We start from the raw sequence: 19,410 nt of genomic DNA, 5'->3' as shown, positions 1-19,410 counted from the left end.
CACACGCCACCACCGACACCGACGCACCCAAGCCGGACAACCGCTCGACCAGCGCGTCCGCGCCCGGCGCGGCCGGGCCCTGCCGCGACACCAGCACCAGCGACCGCACCCCGTGCCCGGTCACCAGCCGCTCCGCCACCAACGCGCCCAACGCACCGGTACCACCGGTCACCAGCACCGTGCCGACGCCGATCGCACGCCCGACATGGTCCGACCCCGACGCTTCGTCGGTGGCGGCCCGGCCGCCGGCCGTCGGCGTCGACCCGGCACCCGTGGCGGCGGGCGCGGCGCGGACCAGGCGCGGCGTCAGCACCGCGTCGCCGCGTACCGCCACCTGCCCACCCGTTGCCGCCAGATCACCCAGCACACCGGCCAGCACCGACAAAACCCCGCCGTCGACGCCCCGATCCAGATCGGCCAACACGATCCGCTCCGGATGCTCCGACTGCGCCGACCGCACCAACCCCCACACCGCAGCACCCGCCAGATCGGTCACCCGATCGTCGCCCGCCGCCACCACCGCGCCCCGGGTCGTCACCACCAACCGCGACTCGGCAAGCGGCTCCGCCGCCAACCACGCCTGCACCACCGCCAACACCTCCGACGCGGTCACCCGCACCGCGTCGGGCACCTCCCCGTCGGACAACCCGACCACCGGCAACACCAACGTGCGCGGCAGTCCCCTCCCCGCGTCGACCACCGCCGACACGTCCGGATACGACGACAGCCCGTCGACGGACGTACCGAGCACCGCCCAGCCGGTCGCCTGGCCGGCCGGGGTCTCCGCGGGCTGCCAGCGCACCTCGTACAGGGACCGGGCCGCCGCACCGGACGTGGGCAGGCCGGTCATCTCGCGCAGCACCAGGGAGTCCACCGACACGACAGGTGCGCCGCTCTCGTCGGCGGCGACCAGCCGGACCGCGTCTCCGGTGCGGGACAGTCGGACCCGTAGCAGGGTGGCGCCGGTGGCGTGCACCTGGACGCCCTCGAACGCGAACGGCACCCGGGGGCCGCCGGTCCCGCCGTCCGGCAGCAGCCCGATCGGATGCAGGGCGGCGTCCAGCAGCGCCGGGTGGAGCCCGAACCGGGCGGCGTCGGCGGTCATGTCGTCCGGCAGGGCGATCTCGGCGTACGCCTCGCCGTCGCCGGTCCAGGCGCGACGCAGGCCCCGGAACGCCGGCCCGTACGCCAGGCCGTGCGCGGCGAGCGCGTCGTACCAGCCGGTCAGGTCGACCTCGGTCGCGTCGACCGGCGGCCAGGCCCCGACGGCCGGTTCGTCGGCGGTGGGCGGTTCGAGGATGCCGTCGGCGTGCCGGGTCCAGCCCGCCTCGGGGTCGTCGTCGGGGCGGGAGTGGACGGTGACGGCGCGGCGGGTGCCGGCGCCGTCGACGCGGACCTGGATGCGCAGGCGGCCGGTGTCGGGCAGGACCAGCGGCGTGGCGACGGTGAGTTCGCGGAGCCGGGACACGCCGGCCTCGTCGCCGGCCCGGACGGCGAGTTCGACGAGCGCCGCGCCGGGCAGCAGCGTGGTGCCGGCCACCGCGTGGTCGGCCAGCCAGGGGTGGGTGGCGAGGGAGAGCTGGCCGGTGAGGACCACCTCGCCGTCGCCGGCCAGGTCGACGGTGGCGCCGAGCAGCGGGTGCGCGGCGTCGCTCAGCCCGGCCCCGGACACGTCGCCTCGGCGGCGGCCGGTCGTCGGCCAGTAGCGCCGGTGCGCGAACGCGTAGGTGGGCAGGTCGACGCGGGTGGCGCCGGTGCCGGCGAACCAGGGCGTCCAGTCGACGCGGACGCCGCGCACGTGCAGCTCGGCCAGCCCGGCCAGCAGCGCGTCCGCCTCGTCCCGGTCCCGGCGCTGCACCGCGGTCGCGACCACGGTCTCGTCGTCCGGCAGGATCTCGGCGGTCAGCGCGGTGAGCACGCTCTGCGGGCCGATCTCCAGGAACGTGTCCGTTCCGGCGGCGCGCAGCGCGGTCACGCCGTCGGCGAACCGCACCGCCTCCCGCACGTGCCGCACCCAGTAGTCGGGCGTACGCAGGTCGTCGCCCGCCGCCAGCGCGCCCGTCACGTTGGACACGACCGGCAGCAGCGGCGCGGCGAACGTCAACCCGTCGAGGACCGAGCGGAACTCGGCAAGCATCGGCTCCATCAGCGGGCTGTGGAACGCGTGCGACACGGTCAGCCGGCGCGTCCGCACCCCCCGCTCCCACCACGCCCGGTCGACCTCGTCGAGCGCGTCCAGGTCACCGGAGACCACCGTCGACGAGGGGCCGTTGACGGCCGCGACGCCGAGCGTTCCGTGGTCCGCGATCGACGCGGCCACCTCGGCCTCGGGGGCGGCCACCGCCAGCATCCCACCGCCGGCCGGCAACGCCTGCATCAGCCGGCCCCGCGCCGCCACCAGCGCACACGCGTCCGGCAGCGACAACACACCCGCCACGTACGCGGCGGTCACCTCACCGATCGAGTGCCCACCCACGAAGCCCGGAATCACCCCGAACGACTCCACGAGGCGGAACAACGCCACCTCGACCGCGAACAGACCGGCCTGCGTGAACTGCGTCTGATCCAACAGATCACCGTCACCGAACAGCACCGGCTTCAGCGGCTGCGGCAACAGCGGATCGAGCTGCGCGCACACCTCGTCCAACGCGGCGGCGAACACACCGAACGCCTCGGACAGCTCCCGACCCATGCCGGCACGCTGCGCGCCCTGCCCGGAGAACAGCACCGCCACCCGGCCCCGCTGCTCCCGACCACCGACGACCACCGCACCGGACGACTCACCGGCCGCCAACGCCCGCAGCCCGGCCAGCAGGCCGTCGCGGTCGGCGGCGGCGAGCACGGCGCGCTGTTCCAACGGGGTACGGGTGGTGGCGGACGACCAACCGACGTCGACCGGACGGAGCGTCTCGTCACCGGCCAACCAGGCCGCCCAACGGCCGGCCTGCGCGGCGAGCGCCGCATCGGTACGCGCCGACAGCAACACCGGCACCGGCCCACCGGCCGACTCGCCGACGCCCACCGGCTCGATGACGTCAGCGGGCTGCTCCAGGATGACGTGGGCGTTGGTGCCGGAGATCCCGAACGACGACACCGCCGCCCGACGCGGCCGGTCCACCGCCGGCCACGGCGTGAGGTCGGTCGCCAGGCGCACCGCCCCGGCCGACCAGTCGACGTGCGGGGACGGCTCGTCCACGTGCAACGTCGGCGGCACGATCCCGTGGCGCATCGCGAGGACCATCTTGATGATCCCGGCGACCCCGGCCGCCGCCTGCGTGTGCCCCAGGTTCGACTTCACCGACCCGAGCAGCAACGGCGTCTCGCGGTCCTGCCCGTAGGTGGCCAGCAGCGCCTGCGCCTCGATCGGATCACCCAACGTGGTGCCCGTGCCGTGCGCCTCCACCGCGTCCACGTCCGACGTGCTCAACCGCGCGTTCGCCAGGGCCTGCCGGATCACCCGCTGCTGCGACGGACCGTTCGGCGCCGTCAGGCCGTTCGACGCGCCGTCCTGGTTCACCGCCGTGCCCCGCACCACCGCGAGAATCCGCCGACCCTCACGACGCGCGTCGGAGAGCCGCTGCACCAGCAGCACGCCGACGCCCTCGGACCAGCCGGTGCCGTCGGCGGCGGCCGCGAACGACTTGCAGCGGCCGTCCGCCGACAGGCCCCGCTGCCGGGAGAACTCGATGAACGTGCCCGGCGTCGCCATCACCGTCACGCCCCCGGCGAGCGCCAGGTCGCACTCGCCCGAGCGCAACGCCTGCCCGGCCAGGTGCAGCGCGACGAGCGACGACGAGCAGGCGGTGTCCACGGTGACGGCCGGGCCCTCCAGCCCGAACGTGTACGCGACCCGACCGGACAGCACGCTGCCGGAGGTGCCGGTGCCGACGTAGCCCTCGGCGTCCGGCGGCAGGTCGGCCAGCCGGGAGGCGTAGTCGTGGTACATGACCCCGGCGAACACGCCGGTCCGCGAGCCGCGCAGCGCCGCCGGGTCCACGCCGGCGGATTCGAAGCTCTCCCAGGACGCCTCCAGCAGCAGCCGCTGCTGCGGGTCCATGGCGACCGCCTCGCGGGGCGAGATGCCGAAGAAGTCGGGGTCGAAGTCGGCGGCGCCGGTGAGGAAGCCGCCGTGTCGGGCGTACGAGGTGCCGGCGTGGTCCGGGTCCGGGTCGTAGAGCGTGTCGAGGTCCCAGCCCCGGTCGGCGGGGAACTCGACGATGCCGTCCCGCCCCGACGACAGGAGCTGCCAGAGCTGCTCCGGGTTGTCGACGCCGCCGGGATACCGGCAGGCCATGCCGACGATGGCGAGCGGTTCGTCGGTGTCGACCGTCCGGACCGCCGCGCGGCGGGCGCTGATCCGGCCGGAGACCTGCTCGTAGAGGTGTTCGGCGAGCGCCGCCGGGCTGGGGTGGTCGAAGACCAGCGTGGACGGCAGCCGCAGCCCGGTGGCCGCGTTGACCCGGTTGCGCAGGTCCACCGCGGTCAGCGAATCGAAGCCGAGTTCCCGGAACGCCCGGTCGGCCGGCACCGCGCCGGCCCCGGCGTGGCCGAGCACCTGCGCGACCAGCCCTCGGACCAGCAGGTCCACCTCGGCGCGCGCGTCCTGCGGGTCGAGGCCGGCGAGCCGGTCCGCCCAGTCGCCACCCGCGCCGGCCTGCCGTCGGGTCGCGGTCGGACCGACCAGGGTACGCAGCACCGCCGGCACCGGGCCGGCGCCGAGCGCGGACCGCAGCGCCGGTACGTCGACAACGGCCGGCACGAGCACCGGACGGCCCTCGGCGAGCGCGGCGTCGAACAGGTCCAGACCGGTCTGCACGCTCATCGGCGTCAACCCGGCCCGCGCCGACCGCTGCCGGTCCCCCGCCGACAACGACGCCGCCATCCCGGCGGTGTCCCACATGCCCCACGCCAGGCTGATCCCGGGCAGTCCGTCCTGCCGGCGTCGCACCGCCAGCGCATCCAGGAACGCGTTGCCCGCCGCGTAGGCCGCCTGCCCCGGCGAGCCGAGCACGCCGGCGACGGACGAGAACAACACGAACAGGTCCAGGTCGAGATCCCGGGTCGCCTCGTGCAACCACCACGCCGCCGTGGCCTTCGGCGCCAACACCGCCGCCAACCGCTCCGCGCTGATCGACGACACCACCCCGTCGTCCAGCACACCGGCCGTATGCACCACCCCGGCCAACCGACCCGGCACACCCGCCACCAACCGGAACACCTGATCCCGATCGGTCACGTCACACGCCACCACCGACACCGACGCACCCAACCCCGACAACCGCTCCACAAGCGCATCCGCACCCGACGCGGCCGGCCCCTGCCGCGACACCAACACCAGCGACCGCACCCCGTGCCCGGTCACCAGGCGCTCCGCCACCAGGGCGCCCAACGCGCCGGTGCCACCGGTCACCAGCACCGTGCCGTCCCGCACCACCCGCTCGGCACCGTCCGACGCCGGGTCGGTCGAGGCCGGAACGCCGGGCGTCGAGGCGGCGCGGACCAGCCGGGGCACGAACACCCGGCCGTCCCGTACCGCGAGTTGGCCGCCGGTCGGGTCGGTGACCGCGTGCGCGAGCACGGCGAGCGTCCGGTCGTCCGGGTCGGCGTCGAGGTCGGCCAGCACGATCCGGCCGGGGTGTTCGGACTGCGCGGAGCGCAGCAGACCCCACACGGCGGCGCCGGCCAGGTCGGTCACCGGGTCGTCGTCGCGGACGGAGACCGCGCCCCGGCTGAGGACCACGAGCGGGGTGCCGGCGAGCGCGTCGGCGGCCAGCCAGGACCGCACGGTGCCGAGCACGTCGGTGGTGACCGCGCGCAACGCGTCGGGAGTCGGCAGGTCGGCGGTGGGCAGCGGCAGGACCAGGGCCGAGGGCGGCACGTCCGTCTCGACCGCCGCGGCGACGCCCGGGTACGCCGGCATCCCGATGTCGGACCCGGCCGGGTCGGCACCGGTGCGGAGCACGGCCCAGCCGGACGGCGCGTCGGCCGGCGTGACGTCCTCGGGCTGCCAGTGGAGCGCGTACAGGGACCGGGCCGCGACGTTCGGGACGACAGTGCCGGTCAGCTCCCGCACCGCCAGCGTGTCGATCGACACCACGGGCGCGCCGGCGGTGTCCACGGCGACCAGGCGGACGGTGGTGCCGGTGCGGGTGAGCCGCACCCGCAGGGCACGGGCCCCGGTGGCGTGCACCTGGAGGCCCTCGACGGTGAACGGCACGCGCGGGCCGTCGCCGGCGAGCAGCAGCCCGACCGGGTGCAGCGCGGCGTCCAGCAGCGCCGGGTGGACGCCGAACCGGGACGCCTCAGCGGCCGCGTCGTCACCGAGCGCGACCTCGGCGTACGCCTCGCCGTCGCCGGTCCAGAGCCGACGCAGACCCTGGAACACCGGCCCGTAGGTGAGGCCGTGTGCGGCCAGCGCCGGGTACCAGTCGGCCAGGTCCACCTCGGTGAGCCCGGCGGGCGGCCAGGCGTCGACGGTGGGTTCGACGGCGGACGCGGGTTCCAGCACGCCGTCGGCGTGCGCGGTCCACTCGACGTCGCCGTCGGGCTGGGAGTGGATGGCGACCGGTCGGCCGCCGGTGGCGTCGGGGGCGCCGACGCTCACCTGCACCCGCACGCCGCCGGTCGCCGGCAGCACCAGCGGCGCGGTGAGCGTGAGGTCGCGTACCCGTGGGGTGCCGGCCTCGTCGCCGGCCCGGACGGCCAGTTCGGTGAGCGCGGTGCCGGGTACCAGGACGGCGCCGGCCACCACGTGGTCGGCGAGCCACGGGTGGGTGGCCGGGGAGAGCCGGCCGGTCAGCACCACCAGGTCCGCGCCGGCCACGGTGACGGCGGCGCCGAGCAGCGGGTGGGCGGCGTCGCCGAGCCCGGCGCCGCTGACGTCGCCGCCGCGGGGGCGGCCGGTGGGCAGCCAGTAGCGCTGGTGCCGGAACGCGTACGTGGGCAGGTCGACGCGGGTCGCGCCGGTGCCGGCGAACCACTGCGGGAAGGAGACCGGCACGCCGTGCACGTGCAGGTCGGCCAGCGCGGCCAGCAGGGCGGCGGTCTCGTCGCGGTCCCGTCGTTGGCCGGCGACCGCGAGCGCGTCGGGCAGGATGTCGGCGGTCAGCGCCGTGAGCACGCTCTGCGGGCCGATCTCCAGGAACGTGTCCGCGCCGGCGTCGCGCAGCGCGGTGATCCCGTCGGCGTAACGGACCGCTTCGCGGACGTGCCGCACCCAGTAGTCGGCGCGGGTCAGCTCGGCCGGGTCGGCGAGCGCGCCGGTCAGGTTGGACACCACGGGCAGCAGCGGCGCGGAGAAGCTCAACCGGTCGAGCACGGCCCGGAACTCGGCGAGCATCGGTTCCATCAGCGGGCTGTGGAACGCGTGCGACACCGTCAGCCGGCGGGTGCGGACGCCGCGTTCCCGCCAGCCCCGCTCGACCTCGTCCAACGCGTCGAGCGGCCCGGACACCACCACCGACGACGGCCCGTTGACGGCGGCGACGCCCAGCTCGGGGGTGCCGTCGAGGGACGCCAGGACGTCCCGCTCCGGCGCGGCGACGGCCAGCATCCCACCGCCGGCCGGCAGCGCCTGCATGAGCCGGCCCCGCGCGGCGACCAGTGCGCACGCGTCCGGCAGCGACAGCACGCCGGCCACGTACGCGGCGGTGACCTCGCCGATCGAGTGGCCGCCGACGAAGTCCGGGGTGACGCCGAACGACTCGACGAGGCGGAACAGCGCCACCTCGACCGCGAACAGCCCGGCCTGGGTGAACCGGGTCTGGTCCAGCAGATCGCTGTCGCCGAACAGCACCGGCTTCAGCGGCTGCGGCAGCAGCGGGTCGAGCTGCGCGCACACCTCGTCCAGCGCGGCGGCGAACACCCCGAACGCGTCGTACAGCTCGGCGCCCATGCCGGCGCGCTGCGCGCCCTGCCCGGAGAAGAGGATCGCGAGCCGGCCCCGGGTGGTCGCCGTGCCGGTGTGCACGGTGCCGGCCGGCGTGCCGGTGGCGAGCGCGTGCAGCCCGGCGAGCAGCTCGTCGCGGTCGGTGGCGACGACGGCGGCGCGGTGGTCCAGGGCGGCCCGGCCGGTGACCGACGACCAGCCGACGTCGACCGGCCGGACGGCGGTGTCGGCGGCCAGCCGGCGGGCCCAGCGCTCGGCCTGCGCGGCGAGCGCCTCCGGGTCGCGGGCGGAGAGCAGCACCGGCGCGGGTCGGCGGGGTGGCGCGGCGGCGACGGGGGCCGGCTCGGCGGGCGGGGCCTCGATGATGACGTGCGCGTTGGTGCCGCTCACCCCGAACGAGGAGACGGCGGCGCGGCGGGGCCGGTGCGACCGCGGCCAGGGCCGGGCCTCGGTGAGCAGGGACACGTTGCCGGTGTCCCAGTCGATGTGCGGGGAGGGCGCGTCCACGTGCAGCGTGCGGGGCAGCACACCGTGCCGCATTGCCATGATCATCTTGATGATGCCGGCCGCCCCGGCCGCGGCCTGGGTGTGGCCCAGGTTCGACTTGACCGAGCCCAGCCAGAGCGGTTCGCCGGCCCGCTCCTGCCCGTACGTGGCGAGCAACGCCTGCGCCTCGATCGGGTCACCCAACGTGGTGCCGGTGCCGTGCGCCTCGACCGCGTCCACGTCGGCGGTGGTCAGCCGCGCGTTCGCGAGGGCCTGCCGGATGACGCGTTGCTGCGACGGGCCGTTCGGTGCGGTCAGGCCGTTGGACGCGCCGTCCTGGTTGACGGCGGTGCCGGCGACCACGGCGAGGATGCGCCGCCCGTCGCGGCGGGCGTCGGCCAGGCGCTGCACCAGCAGCACGCCGACGCCCTCGGACCAGCCGGTGCCGTCCGCCGACGCGGCGAACGACTTGCAGCGGCCGTCGGCGGCGAGACCGCGCTGCCGGGAGAACTCGATGAAGGTGCCCGGGTTGGCCATCACCGTCACGCCGCCGGCGAGCGCCAGGTCGCACTCGCCGCAGCGCAGTGCCTGCACCGCGAGGTGCAGCGCGACCAGTGACGACGAGCAGGCGGTGTCCACGGTGACCGCCGGGCCCTCCAGCCCGAACGTGTAGGCCACCCGCCCGGAGACGACGCTGCCGGAGTTGCCGGTGCCGAGGTAGCCCTCCACACCCTCCGGCAGCTCCCCCAACCCGGCGGCGTAGTCGTGGTACATCAGGCCGGCGAACACGCCGGTGCGCGAGCCGCGCAGCCGGGCCGGGTCGACCCCGGCCGACTCGAACGTCTCCCAGGACGCCTCCAGCAGCAGCCGCTGCTGCGGGTCCATGGCGAGCGCCTCACGCGGGCTGATGCCGAAGAAGCCCGGGTCGAAGTCGGCGGCGCCGGCGAGGAAGCCGCCCTCCCGGGCGTACGAGGTGCCCGGGTGGTCGGGGTCGTCGTGGAACAGCGTGTCCAGGTCCCAGCCCCGGTCGGTGGGGAACGCGCCGATGCCGTCGCCGTCGGCGGCCAGCAGCTCCCACAACGCCTCGGGGCTGTCGATGCCGCCCGGATAACGGCAGGCCATGCCGACGATCGCGATCGGCTCGTCCACGCCGGTGACCGCCGCCGCGTCGGCACGGGTCACGGCGGTGGCGCCGGTCAGCTGCTCGTGCACGTGCGCGGCGAGCGCGGCCGGGGTCGGGTAGTCGAAGACCAGCGTGGACGCCAGCCGCAGCCCGGTGGCGGCGTTGACCCGGTTGCGCAGGTCCACCGCCGTCAGCGAGTCGAAGCCCAACTCCTGGAACGCCCGGTCGGCCGGCACCGCGTCCGCGCCACCGTGGCCGAGCACCTGCGCGACCAGGCCCCGGACCAGCAGGCCCACCTCGGCGCGGGCCTCGTCGTCGGTGAGCCGGGCGAGCCGGTCCGCCCAGCCATCGGCCGCCGCGCCGGCCTGCCGCCGGGCGGGCGCGCCGGCCAGGGCACGCAACATCGGGGGTACGCCGGCGGCGGCGCGCAGCGCTGGCAGGTCCAGCACGGCAGGCACGAGCGCGGCGGTGTCGGAGGCGACGGCGGTGTCGAAGAGCGCGACGCCGACCGCCTCGGTGATCACGCCGAGCCCGGCGCGGGCCACCCGGGAACGGTCGGCGCCGTCGAGGCCGGCGGCCATCCCGTCGGTGTCCCACATGCCCCAGGCCAGCGCGTGCGCGGGCCGGCCCTGGGCACGGCGGTGGACCGCGAGCGCGTCGAGGTAGGCGTTCGCGGCGGCGTACGCGCCCTGGCCGGGGGAACCGAGCACGCCGGCGATCGACGAGTAGGTGACGAACAGGTCGAGGTCGAGGCCGGCGGTGGCCTCGTGCAGGTGCCAGGCGGCGTCCACCTTGGGGGCGAGCACCCGGGCCAGCCGGTCGGCGTCGGTGCCGGTGATCACGGCGTCGTCGAGCACACCGGCGGTGTGCACCACCCCGGCGAGCCGGCCGGCGCCGGTGAGGTCGGCGACCAGCCGGTCGACCGCGTCGCGGTCGGTGAGGTCGCAGGCCAGCACCCGGACGTGGGCGCCGAGCGCGGTCAGCTCGTCGGCCAGGTCGGCCGCGCCGTCGGCGTCGGGTCCGCGCCGGCTGACCAGGGCCAGCGAGTCGACGCCCCGGTCGGTGACCAGGTGCCGGGCGAGCAGCGCGCCGAGCGCGCCGGTGCCGCCGGTGACCAGGACGGTGCCGTCGTAGGTGGCCGGGGCGGTCGCGGGTGGGGCGTCGGCGCGTACCAGTCGGGGGGTGTGGGTGGTGTCGCCGCGGACCGCGAGTTGCGCCGCGGCCGGGTCGTCGGCGGCGGCCGCGAGCAGCGCCAGCACGCCGGCGTCGAGGTCGCGGTCCAGGTCGGCCAGGACGATCCGGCCCGGGTGCTCGGACTGGGCGGAGCGGACCAGGCCCCAGACGGCCGCGCCGGCCAGGTCGGCGGCGCGGTCGTCGGGCGTGGCCGGCATCGCGTCGCGGGTGGTCACGACGAGCCGCGCGTCGGCGGTCGCGTCGGCGGTCAGCCAGGCGCGCAGCGCGGCGAGCACGCCGGTGGTGGCGGTGTGGACCGCGGCCGGCGTCGGCCCGGCCGGCGGCACCGGCAGCACCACCAGCGGGGGTACGCCGGCGGCGACCAGCGCGGCCACGTCCGGGTGGGCGGCGGCGTCGGGCAGAGCGGGCAGCGGCGCGCCGAGCACCGCCGTGGCGGGCGGGCTGGCCGGGGTGAGCGGCTCGGCCGGCCAGGCGACCCGGAACAGCGAGCGGGCGGCGCGGGTGGCGGCCGGCGGCGTGACGCCGGTCAGCTCGCGCAGCACCAGCGCGTCGACGGTGACGACGGGCCGGTCGGCGGGGTCGACGGCGAGCAGCCGCACCGCCGTGCCGGCCCGGGTGAGCCGGACCCGCAGCGTCTGGGCGCCGACGGCGTGCACCTGGACGCCGGTGAACGCGAACGGCGCCTTCGGGCCGGTGGTGCCGTCGCCGGGCAGCAGCGCGGTGGGGTGCAGCGCGGCGTCGAGCAGCGCGGGGTGCACGCCGAACCCGCCGGCCTGGTCGGTGCCGGCGGACGGCAGCGTCACCTCGGCGTAGACGGTGTCGTCGCCTGTCGTCCAGGCCCGTCGCAGGCCCTGGAACGCCGGCCCGTAGGTCATGCCGTGGCCGGCGAGCGCGTCGTACCAGCCGGTGAGGTCGGTCTCGACCGCGTGCGGCGGTGGCCACGCGCCGAGGCCGGCCCCCTCGGTGGGGGCGGCGGCGCTGAGCAGGCCCTCGGCGTGCCGGATCCAGTCGCCGTCGGGGTCGTCGTCGGGCTGCGAGTGCACCGCGACGGTGCGCCAGCCGGCGTGGTCGCGGGGACCGACCCGCACCTGCACCCGCACCCCGCCCCGGGCGGGGAGCACCAGCGGCGCGGCGACGGTCAGCTCCCGGACCCGGCAGGGGCCGAACTCCTCACCGGCGCGCAGCACGAGTTCGACGAGCGCGGTGCCGGGGACGAGGACCGCGCCGGCGACCTCGTGGTCGGCGAGCCACGGCTGGGTCGACAGGGACAGCCGGCCGGTGAGCACGGCGGCGTCCTCGCCGGCCAGCCGGACGGCGGCGGTGAGCAGCGGGTGGCCGGCGGCGCCGAGGCCGGCGCCGGTGACGTCGGCGGCGGGCCCGGCCGGGCGCAGCCAGTAGCGGTCGCCGCCGAACGCGTAGGTGGGCAGGTCGGCGGTGGCCGGAACGCCGGCGAACAGCGGGGTCCAGTCGACGTGCGCGCCGCCGGCGAAGAGTTCCGCCAGCGCGGTGAGCAGCGCGCGGGGCTCGGGCCGGTCGGCGCGCTGGGTGGCGACGGCCAGCCCGGCCGGGTCGTCGGCGGTGTCGCGGATCAGCGCGGTGAGGACGCTGCGCGGGCCGATCTCCAGGAACGTGTCCACCCCGGCGGCGCGCAGCGTGCTCACGCCGTCGGCGAACCGCACCGCCTCCCGCACGTGCCGCACCCAGTAGTCGGCGGTGGTGATCTCGGTCGGGTCGGCCAACGCGCCGGTCAGGTTCGACACGACCGGCAGCAGCGGCGCGGCGAACGTCAACCCGTCCAGGACGGTGCGGAACTCGGCCAGCATCGGCTCCATCAGCGGACTGTGGAACGCGTGCGACACCGCCAACCGACGGACCCGCACACCCCGCTCCCGCCAGGCGTGTTCCAGCTCGTCCAGCGCGCCGAGGTCTCCGGACACCACCGTCGACGACGGCCCGTTCACCGCGGCGATCCCGAGCGCGGCGTGTGCCTCGATCGACGTGGCCACCTCGGACTCCGGCGCCGCGACCGCCAGCATCCCGCCGCCGGCCGGCAACGCCTGCATCAGGCGACCCCGCGCCGCGACCAGCGCGCACGCGTCCGGCAGCGACAACACACCCGCCACGTACGCGGCGGTGACCTCACCGATCGAGTGCCCGCCCACGAAGTCCGGGGTGACGCCGAACGACTCGACGAGCCGGAACAGCGCCACCTCGACCGCGAACAGACCCGCCTGCGTGAACTGCGTCTGGTCCAGCAGCTCACCGTCACCGAACAGCACCGGCCGCAACGGCTGCGGCAGCAACGGATCGAGTGCCGCGCACACCTCGTCCAACGCGGACGCGAACACACCGAACGCCTCGGACAACTCCCGACCCATGCCGGCGCGCTGCGCACCCTGCCCGGAGAACAGCACCGCGACCGGGCCCCGGTCGGAGGCGCGGCCGGTGACCAGGTTGTCGGCCGCCGCGCCGGCGGCGAGCGCGCGCAGCCCGGCGATCAGCTCGTCGTGGTCGGCGGCGAGCAGCACCGCCCGGTGCTCCAGCGCCGTCCGCGCGGTCAGCGACGTGCGGCCCACGGCGGCCAGGTCGGGGCGGTCCGGCGCGGCGAACGCGTCGACCCAGCGGGCCGCCTGCCGGGCCAGCCCGCCGTCACCGCGCGCCGACACCAGCACCGGCACCAGCGACGGCGGCGCGGGCCGGTCGGCCACCTCCGGCTCGACGGCGGGCGGCTGCTCGATGATGACGTGGGCGTTGGTGCCGCTGACGCCGAACGAGGAGACCGCCGCCCGGCGCGGCCGGTCCACCGCCGGCCACGGCCGGGCCTCGGTGAGCAGCTCCACCGCGCCGGCCGACCAGTCGACGTGCGGGGTCGGCGCGTCCACGTGCAGCGTGCGGGGCAGCACGCCGTGACGCAACGCCTGCACCATCTTGATCACCCCGGCGACGCCGGCGGCGGCCTGGCTGTGCCCGATGTTCGACTTGATCGAGCCCAGCCACAGCGGGTCGCCGGCCCGCTCCTGCCCGTACGTGGCCAGCAGCGCCTGCGCCTCGATCGGGTCGCCGAGCGTGGTGGCGGTGCCGTGCGCCTCGACCGCGTCCACGTCGGCGGTGGTCAGCCCGGCGGCGGTGAGCGCGGCCCGGATGACGCGCTGCTGGGACGGCCCGTTCGGGGCGGTGAGGCCGTTGGACGCGCCGTCCTGGTTGACGGCGGAACCTCGGACCACGGCGAGCACCCGGTGGCCGTTGCGGCGGGCGTCGGAAAGCCGCTCCACCAGCAGCACACCCACGCCCTCGGACCAGCCGGTGCCGTCGGCGGCGGCGGCGAACGACCGGCAGCGGCCGTCGGCGGCCAGCCCGCCCTGACGGGTGAACTCGACGAACGCGCCGGGGGTCACCAGCACGTTCACGCCGCCGGCCAGGGCCAGGTCGCATTCGCCCTGGCGCAGCGACTGCACGGCCAGGTGCAGCGCGACGAGCGACGACGAGCAGGCGGTGTCCACGGTGACCGCCGGGCCTTCGAGGCCGAACGTGTAGGCGACCCGGCCGGAGATGACGCTGTGCGCGCCCCCGGTGAGCCGGTAGCCGTCCAGGTCACGGGTCTCGTCGCCGGCGCCGTAGCCGGACGGGGACGCGCCGACGAACACGCCGGTGGCGGTGCCGTGCAGCGTGTCCGGGTTGATCGCCGCCTGCTCGAACGCCGCCCAGGTGGCCTCCAGCAGCAGCCGCTGCTGCGGGTCCATGGCGAGCGCCTCGCGCGGGCTGATGCCGAAGAAGTCCGGGTCGAACTCGGTGGCCCGATCGATGAACCCGCCGTGGCGGGTGAACGAGCGGCCCGGGGCGTCCGGGTCGTCGGCGTAGAGCCGGTCGAGGTCCCAGTCCCGGTCGGTGCGGAACTCGGTGATGCCGTCGCGGCCCTCGGCGACCAGCTCCCACAGCCCGTCCGGGTCGGCGACGCCGCCCGGGTAGCGGCAGCTCATGCCGACGATCGCGATCGGCTCGTCGGCGGTCGCCGGGCCGGCCGGGGCGTCGGCGGGGGCGTCGCCGGCGTCGGGCAGCCGCAGCAGCGTGGCGAGCTGACCGGCCAGCACGGCCGGGCTGGGGTAGTCGAAGATGACGGTGGTGGGCAGCGACAGTCCGGTGGCGGCGGTGAGCTGGTTACGCAGCTCCACCGCGGTCAGCGAGTCGAAGCCGAGGTCGCGGAACGCGCGCCGGGGGCGTACCGCGTCGCTGCCGGCGTGGCCGAGCACCGCGGCGGCGTGGTCGCGGACCAGGTCGGTGAGGCGGCGTTCCCGGTCGGCGCGGGGCAGGTCGAGCAGTTCCCGACGCAGTCCGCCGGCCCGGTCGTCGACGTCGGCGGTGGCGGGCCGCTCGGTCAGCGCGTCCCGGGCCTCCGGGATGTCGGCGAGCAGCGGCCGGGGCCGGGCGGAGGCGTACGCGGGCGCGAACTGGGCCCAGTCGACGTCGGCCACGACCAGCGTGGTCTCGCCGTGCTCGACGGCCCGGCGCAGGGCCAGCAGCGCGGCGGCCGGCTGCATCGGGTTGAGGCCACGCCGGCTGAGCAGCCGCTGCGCCTCCTCGGTGGTGGCCATGCCGCCCTCGGCCCAGGCGCCCCAGGAGATCGAGGTCGCGGTCAGTCCCCGGGCGCGGCGCTGCTCGGCGAGCGCGTCCAGGTAGGCGTTCGCCGCCGCGTACGCGCCCTGGCCGCCGCTGCCCCACACGCCGGAGATGGACGCGAACAGCACGAACGCGTCGAGCGGCCGGTCACCGAGCAGCTCGTCGAGGTACCCGGCGCCGGCGACCTTGCCGGCCATCACGTGGTCGAACACGTCCAGGTCGGTGTCGACGAGCGCGGTGAGCCGGGTGATGCCGGCGGCGTGCAGCACGGCGGTCAGCGGCGCGACGTCGTCCAGGCCGGCGACCAGCGCGGTGACCTGCTCCCGGTCGGCCAGGTCGCAGGCGACCACGCTGACCCGTACCCCGTCGGCGGTCAGCTCGTCGGCCAGCTCGCGGGCCCCGGCGGCGTCGAGCCCCCGGCGGCTGGTGAGCACCAGGTGCTCGGCGCCGTTGGCGGCCAGCCAGCGGGCGGCCTGGGCACCGATCGCACCGGTGCCGCCGGTGATCAGCACGGTGCCGCGCGGCTGCCAGCCGGTGAGCTGCCCGGCGGTGCGGGCGGTGGTGCGGGCCAGCCGGCGCACGAACGTGCCGTACGGGCGGACCGCGTACTGGTCCTCGTCACCGCCGCCGGTGAGGACGCGGGCCACCTCGGCCCAGGTCGCGGCGTCGGGCGCGGCGGGCAGGTCGAGCACGCCGCCGAACTGCCGGGGGTGTTCCAGGCCGATCACCCGGGCCAGGCCCCCGAGCGCGGCCTGGGCGGCGCTGGTGACCGGCTCGGCCGGGCCGGTGCCCACGCCGCCCTGGGTGACGCACCACAGCGGAGCGGTGCGGCCGGCGTCCTGGGCGGCCTGCACCAGCCGGGTGGTGGCGACCAGGCCGGTGGAGACGCCGGGGTGGCCCGGGTGGTCGGCGTCGGCGAGCCCGAGCAGCGACACGATCACTGTCGGTTCGTCGGTGAGCGACGCGGCCAGCTCCGCGCGGGTGGCGTGGACCGGGTCGACGGGCAGCGTGCGCAGCGTCGACCCGTCGGGCAGCGCGGCGGCGAGCGCGGCCGACCAGGCCTCCGCCCGGTCGTCGCCGGCCGGCGACACCACCAGCAGGTCGGCGGCGGACGGGGCGGCGACGGCGGTGACCGGCCGCCACACCACCCGGTACGACCAGCCGTCCAGCACGGCCCGCTGGAGCCGGGCGCGACGCCAGGACGACAGCAGCGGCAGCGCCGGGGCGAGCACCTCCGGGTCGGCGTCGCCGGCGGTGAGCGCGGCGACGTCGGCGCGTTCCACCGCCGACCAGAACTCCACGTCGACGACGTCCGGGCCGACCGGGCCGGCGGCGGTCGCCGCCATCCGCTCCGGCCAGTAGCGCCGCCGCTGGAACGCGTACGTGGGCAGGCCGGTGAGCACCGGCGCGGGAGCGAGGACCCGGGCCAGGTCCACCGGCAGGCCGTGCGCGTGGGCGTGGGCGATGCTGGTCAGCAGCCGCAGGCGGGCGTCGTCGCCGCGCCGCAGCGTGGACAGCGCGCGGCCGGTGGTGCCGGTGTCGTCCAGGATGGCCGCGACCGACATGGTGAGCACCGGGTGCGGGGACACCTCGACGAAGTCGGTGTGCCCGGCGTCGATCGCGGTCCGCACGGCGGTGTCGAACAGCACCGGCAGGCGCAGGTTGTCGGCCCAGTGGTCGGCGTCGAAGCGGGTGCCGTCGAGCCGGTCGCCGGTGACCGTGGAGATGATCGGCACGTCGCCGGGGCGCGGCGTCAGGCCGGCCAGTTCGGTGCGGAGCCGGTCGGCGACCGGCGCCACGGCCGGCGAGTGCGAGGCGTAGTCGACGGCCACCGGCCGGGCCCGTACGCCGTCGGCGACCAGCGTGGCGATCAGGTCGGCGATGGCCTGCGACGGCCCGGCGACGGCGGTGGTGGCGGGGCCGTTGACCACCGAGACGGTGACGCCCTCGGGCAGCCGGGCGGCCAGTTCGGCGGCGGGCAGGTCGACGGCGGCCATGGCGCCGGTGCCGGCGACGTCGGCCAGCGCCCGCAGCCGCAGTGCCAGCACCCGGGCCGCGTCGGCGAGGGTGAGCGCGCCGGCCACGTGGGCGGCGACGATCTCGCCCTGGGAATGGCCGATCACGGCGCGCGGGCTCATCCCGGCGTGCCGCCACAGTCGGGCCAGTGCCACGCCGACCGCGAACAGCGCCGGCTGGGCGATCTCGGAGCGGGTCAGCCACGAGTCGTCGCCGCCGGTGAGCACGGCGACCACGTCGACGTCGAGCCAGCGGTCCAGTTCGGCCTGGCACTCGGCGAGCGCCTCGTCGAAGACCGGCGCGGCGCCGATCAGCTCGGCGGCCATCGCGACGTGCTGTGCGCCCTGGCCGGGGAACACCCAGACCGGGCCCTCCCCCGGCTCGCCGGCCTGGCCGGTGACGACGGTGGCGGCGGGGGTGCCGGCGGCGACCGCGTCCAGGCCGGCGAGGAGCTGTTCGGGGTCGGCGGCCACCACGGCGGCCCGGTGCTCGAACACCGACCGGGTGGTGGCCAGCGACCAGGCCAGCCGCGCCGGGTCGAGGTCGGCGTGGTCGCGGACGTGGCGGGCCAGTCGGGCGGCCTGCTCGCGCAGCGCGTCGGCGGACCGGGCGGAGAGCGGCCACACGGTGGCGGCGCCGTCGACCAGCGGCGGCCGGTCGGTGTCGGGCGCCGGGGTGGGCGTCGGTTCGACCTGTTCCAGGATGACGTGGGCGTTGGTGCCGCTGATGCCGAACGAGGAGATCGCGGCGCGGCGCGGCCGGTCCACCGCCGGCCAGCTCCGGGCCTCGGTGAGCAGCTCCACCGCCCCGGCGGACCAGTCGATGTGCGGCGACGGCGTGTCGACGTGCAACGTGGCGGGCAGTCGGCCGTGCCGGATGGCCTGCACCATCTTGATCACGCCGGCGACGCCGGCGGCGGACTGGCTGTGGCCGAGGTTCGACTTGATCGACCCCAGCCAGAGCGGGTCCCGCCCGTCGCGGTCCTGCCCGTACGTGGCCAGCAGCGCCTGCGCCTCGATCGGGTCGCCGAGCGTGGTGCCGGTGCCGTGTGCCTCGACCGCGTCCACGTCGGCGGTGTCCAGCCGGGCGTTGCTGAGCGCCTGCCGGATGACCCGCTGCTGGGAGGGGCCGTTGGGGGCGGTGAGCCCGTTGGACGCGCCGTCCTGGTTGACGGCGCTGCCGCGCAGCACCGCCAGGACCGGGTGGCCGTTGCGGCGGGCGTCGGCGAGCCGTTCGACGAGCAGCAGGCCGACGCCCTCGGCCCAGCCGGTGCCGTCGGCGGCGGCGGCGAACGACTTGCACCGTCCGTCGGAGGCGAGACCCCGCTGGCGGGAGAAGCCGACGAACGCGCTGGGGCTGGCCATCACCGTCACGCCGCCGGCGAGGGCCAGGTCGAACTCGCCGGCCCGTAGCGCCTGCGCGGCCAAGTGCAGCGCGACAAGCGACGACGAACACGCGGTGTCCACGGTGACGGCGGGCCCTTCCAGGCCCAGCGCGTACGCGATGCGCCCGGAGACGACGCTGGTGACGGTGCCGGTGAGCAGGTAGCCCTCGTCGGCGTCGGTCGCGCCGCCGTCGGCGGCGACGCCGTAGCCGTTGGCGGCGGTGCCGACGAACACGCCGACCTTCTGCCCGCGTACCGACGAGGGGGCGATGCCGGCGGTCTCGAACGCCTCCCACGAGGTTTCCAGCAGCAGCCGCTGCTGGGGGTCCATGGCGAGCGCCTCACGCGGGCTGATGCCGAAGAACTCGGCGTCGAAGCCGGCCGCGTCGTAGAGGAAGCCGCCCTGCTGGGTGGTGGAGCGGCCGACCCGGTCGGCGGACGGGTCGTAGAGGTTGGCCAGGTCCCAGCCCCGGTCGGTGGGGAAGCCGGCGATCGCGTCGCCGCCGGCGTCCACCAGCTCCCACAACTGCTCCGGGGTGGACACCCCGCCCGGGTAGCGGCAGGACATCGCGACGATCGCGATCGGTTCCCGGGCGGCGGCGGTGAGCTGCTGGTTGAGCTGCTTGAGCCGGCCGGTCTCCTTGAGGGAGGCCCGAAGCGCCTCGACGACCTTGTCTGCGGACGTGGACATCATCTACTCCGTAC

General features: G+C 76.6%; 1 protein-coding gene. It reads right to left on the bottom strand.

What is annotated here, in order from left to right; all coding sequences use genetic code 11:
* Positions 1–19,396, bottom strand: a 19,396-nt coding sequence (locus C8054_RS29735; protein ID WP_146180006.1) for a type I polyketide synthase, incomplete at its 3' end; no start/stop codon positions are given.
* Positions 19,397–19,410 lie beyond the last annotated feature (14 nt).

The organism is Micromonospora sp. RP3T (assembly GCF_003027925.1).
In the GTDB taxonomy this organism is placed as follows: Bacteria; Actinomycetota; Actinomycetes; order Mycobacteriales; family Micromonosporaceae; genus Micromonospora.
This window is presented reverse-complemented; position numbering and strand designations above follow the sequence as displayed.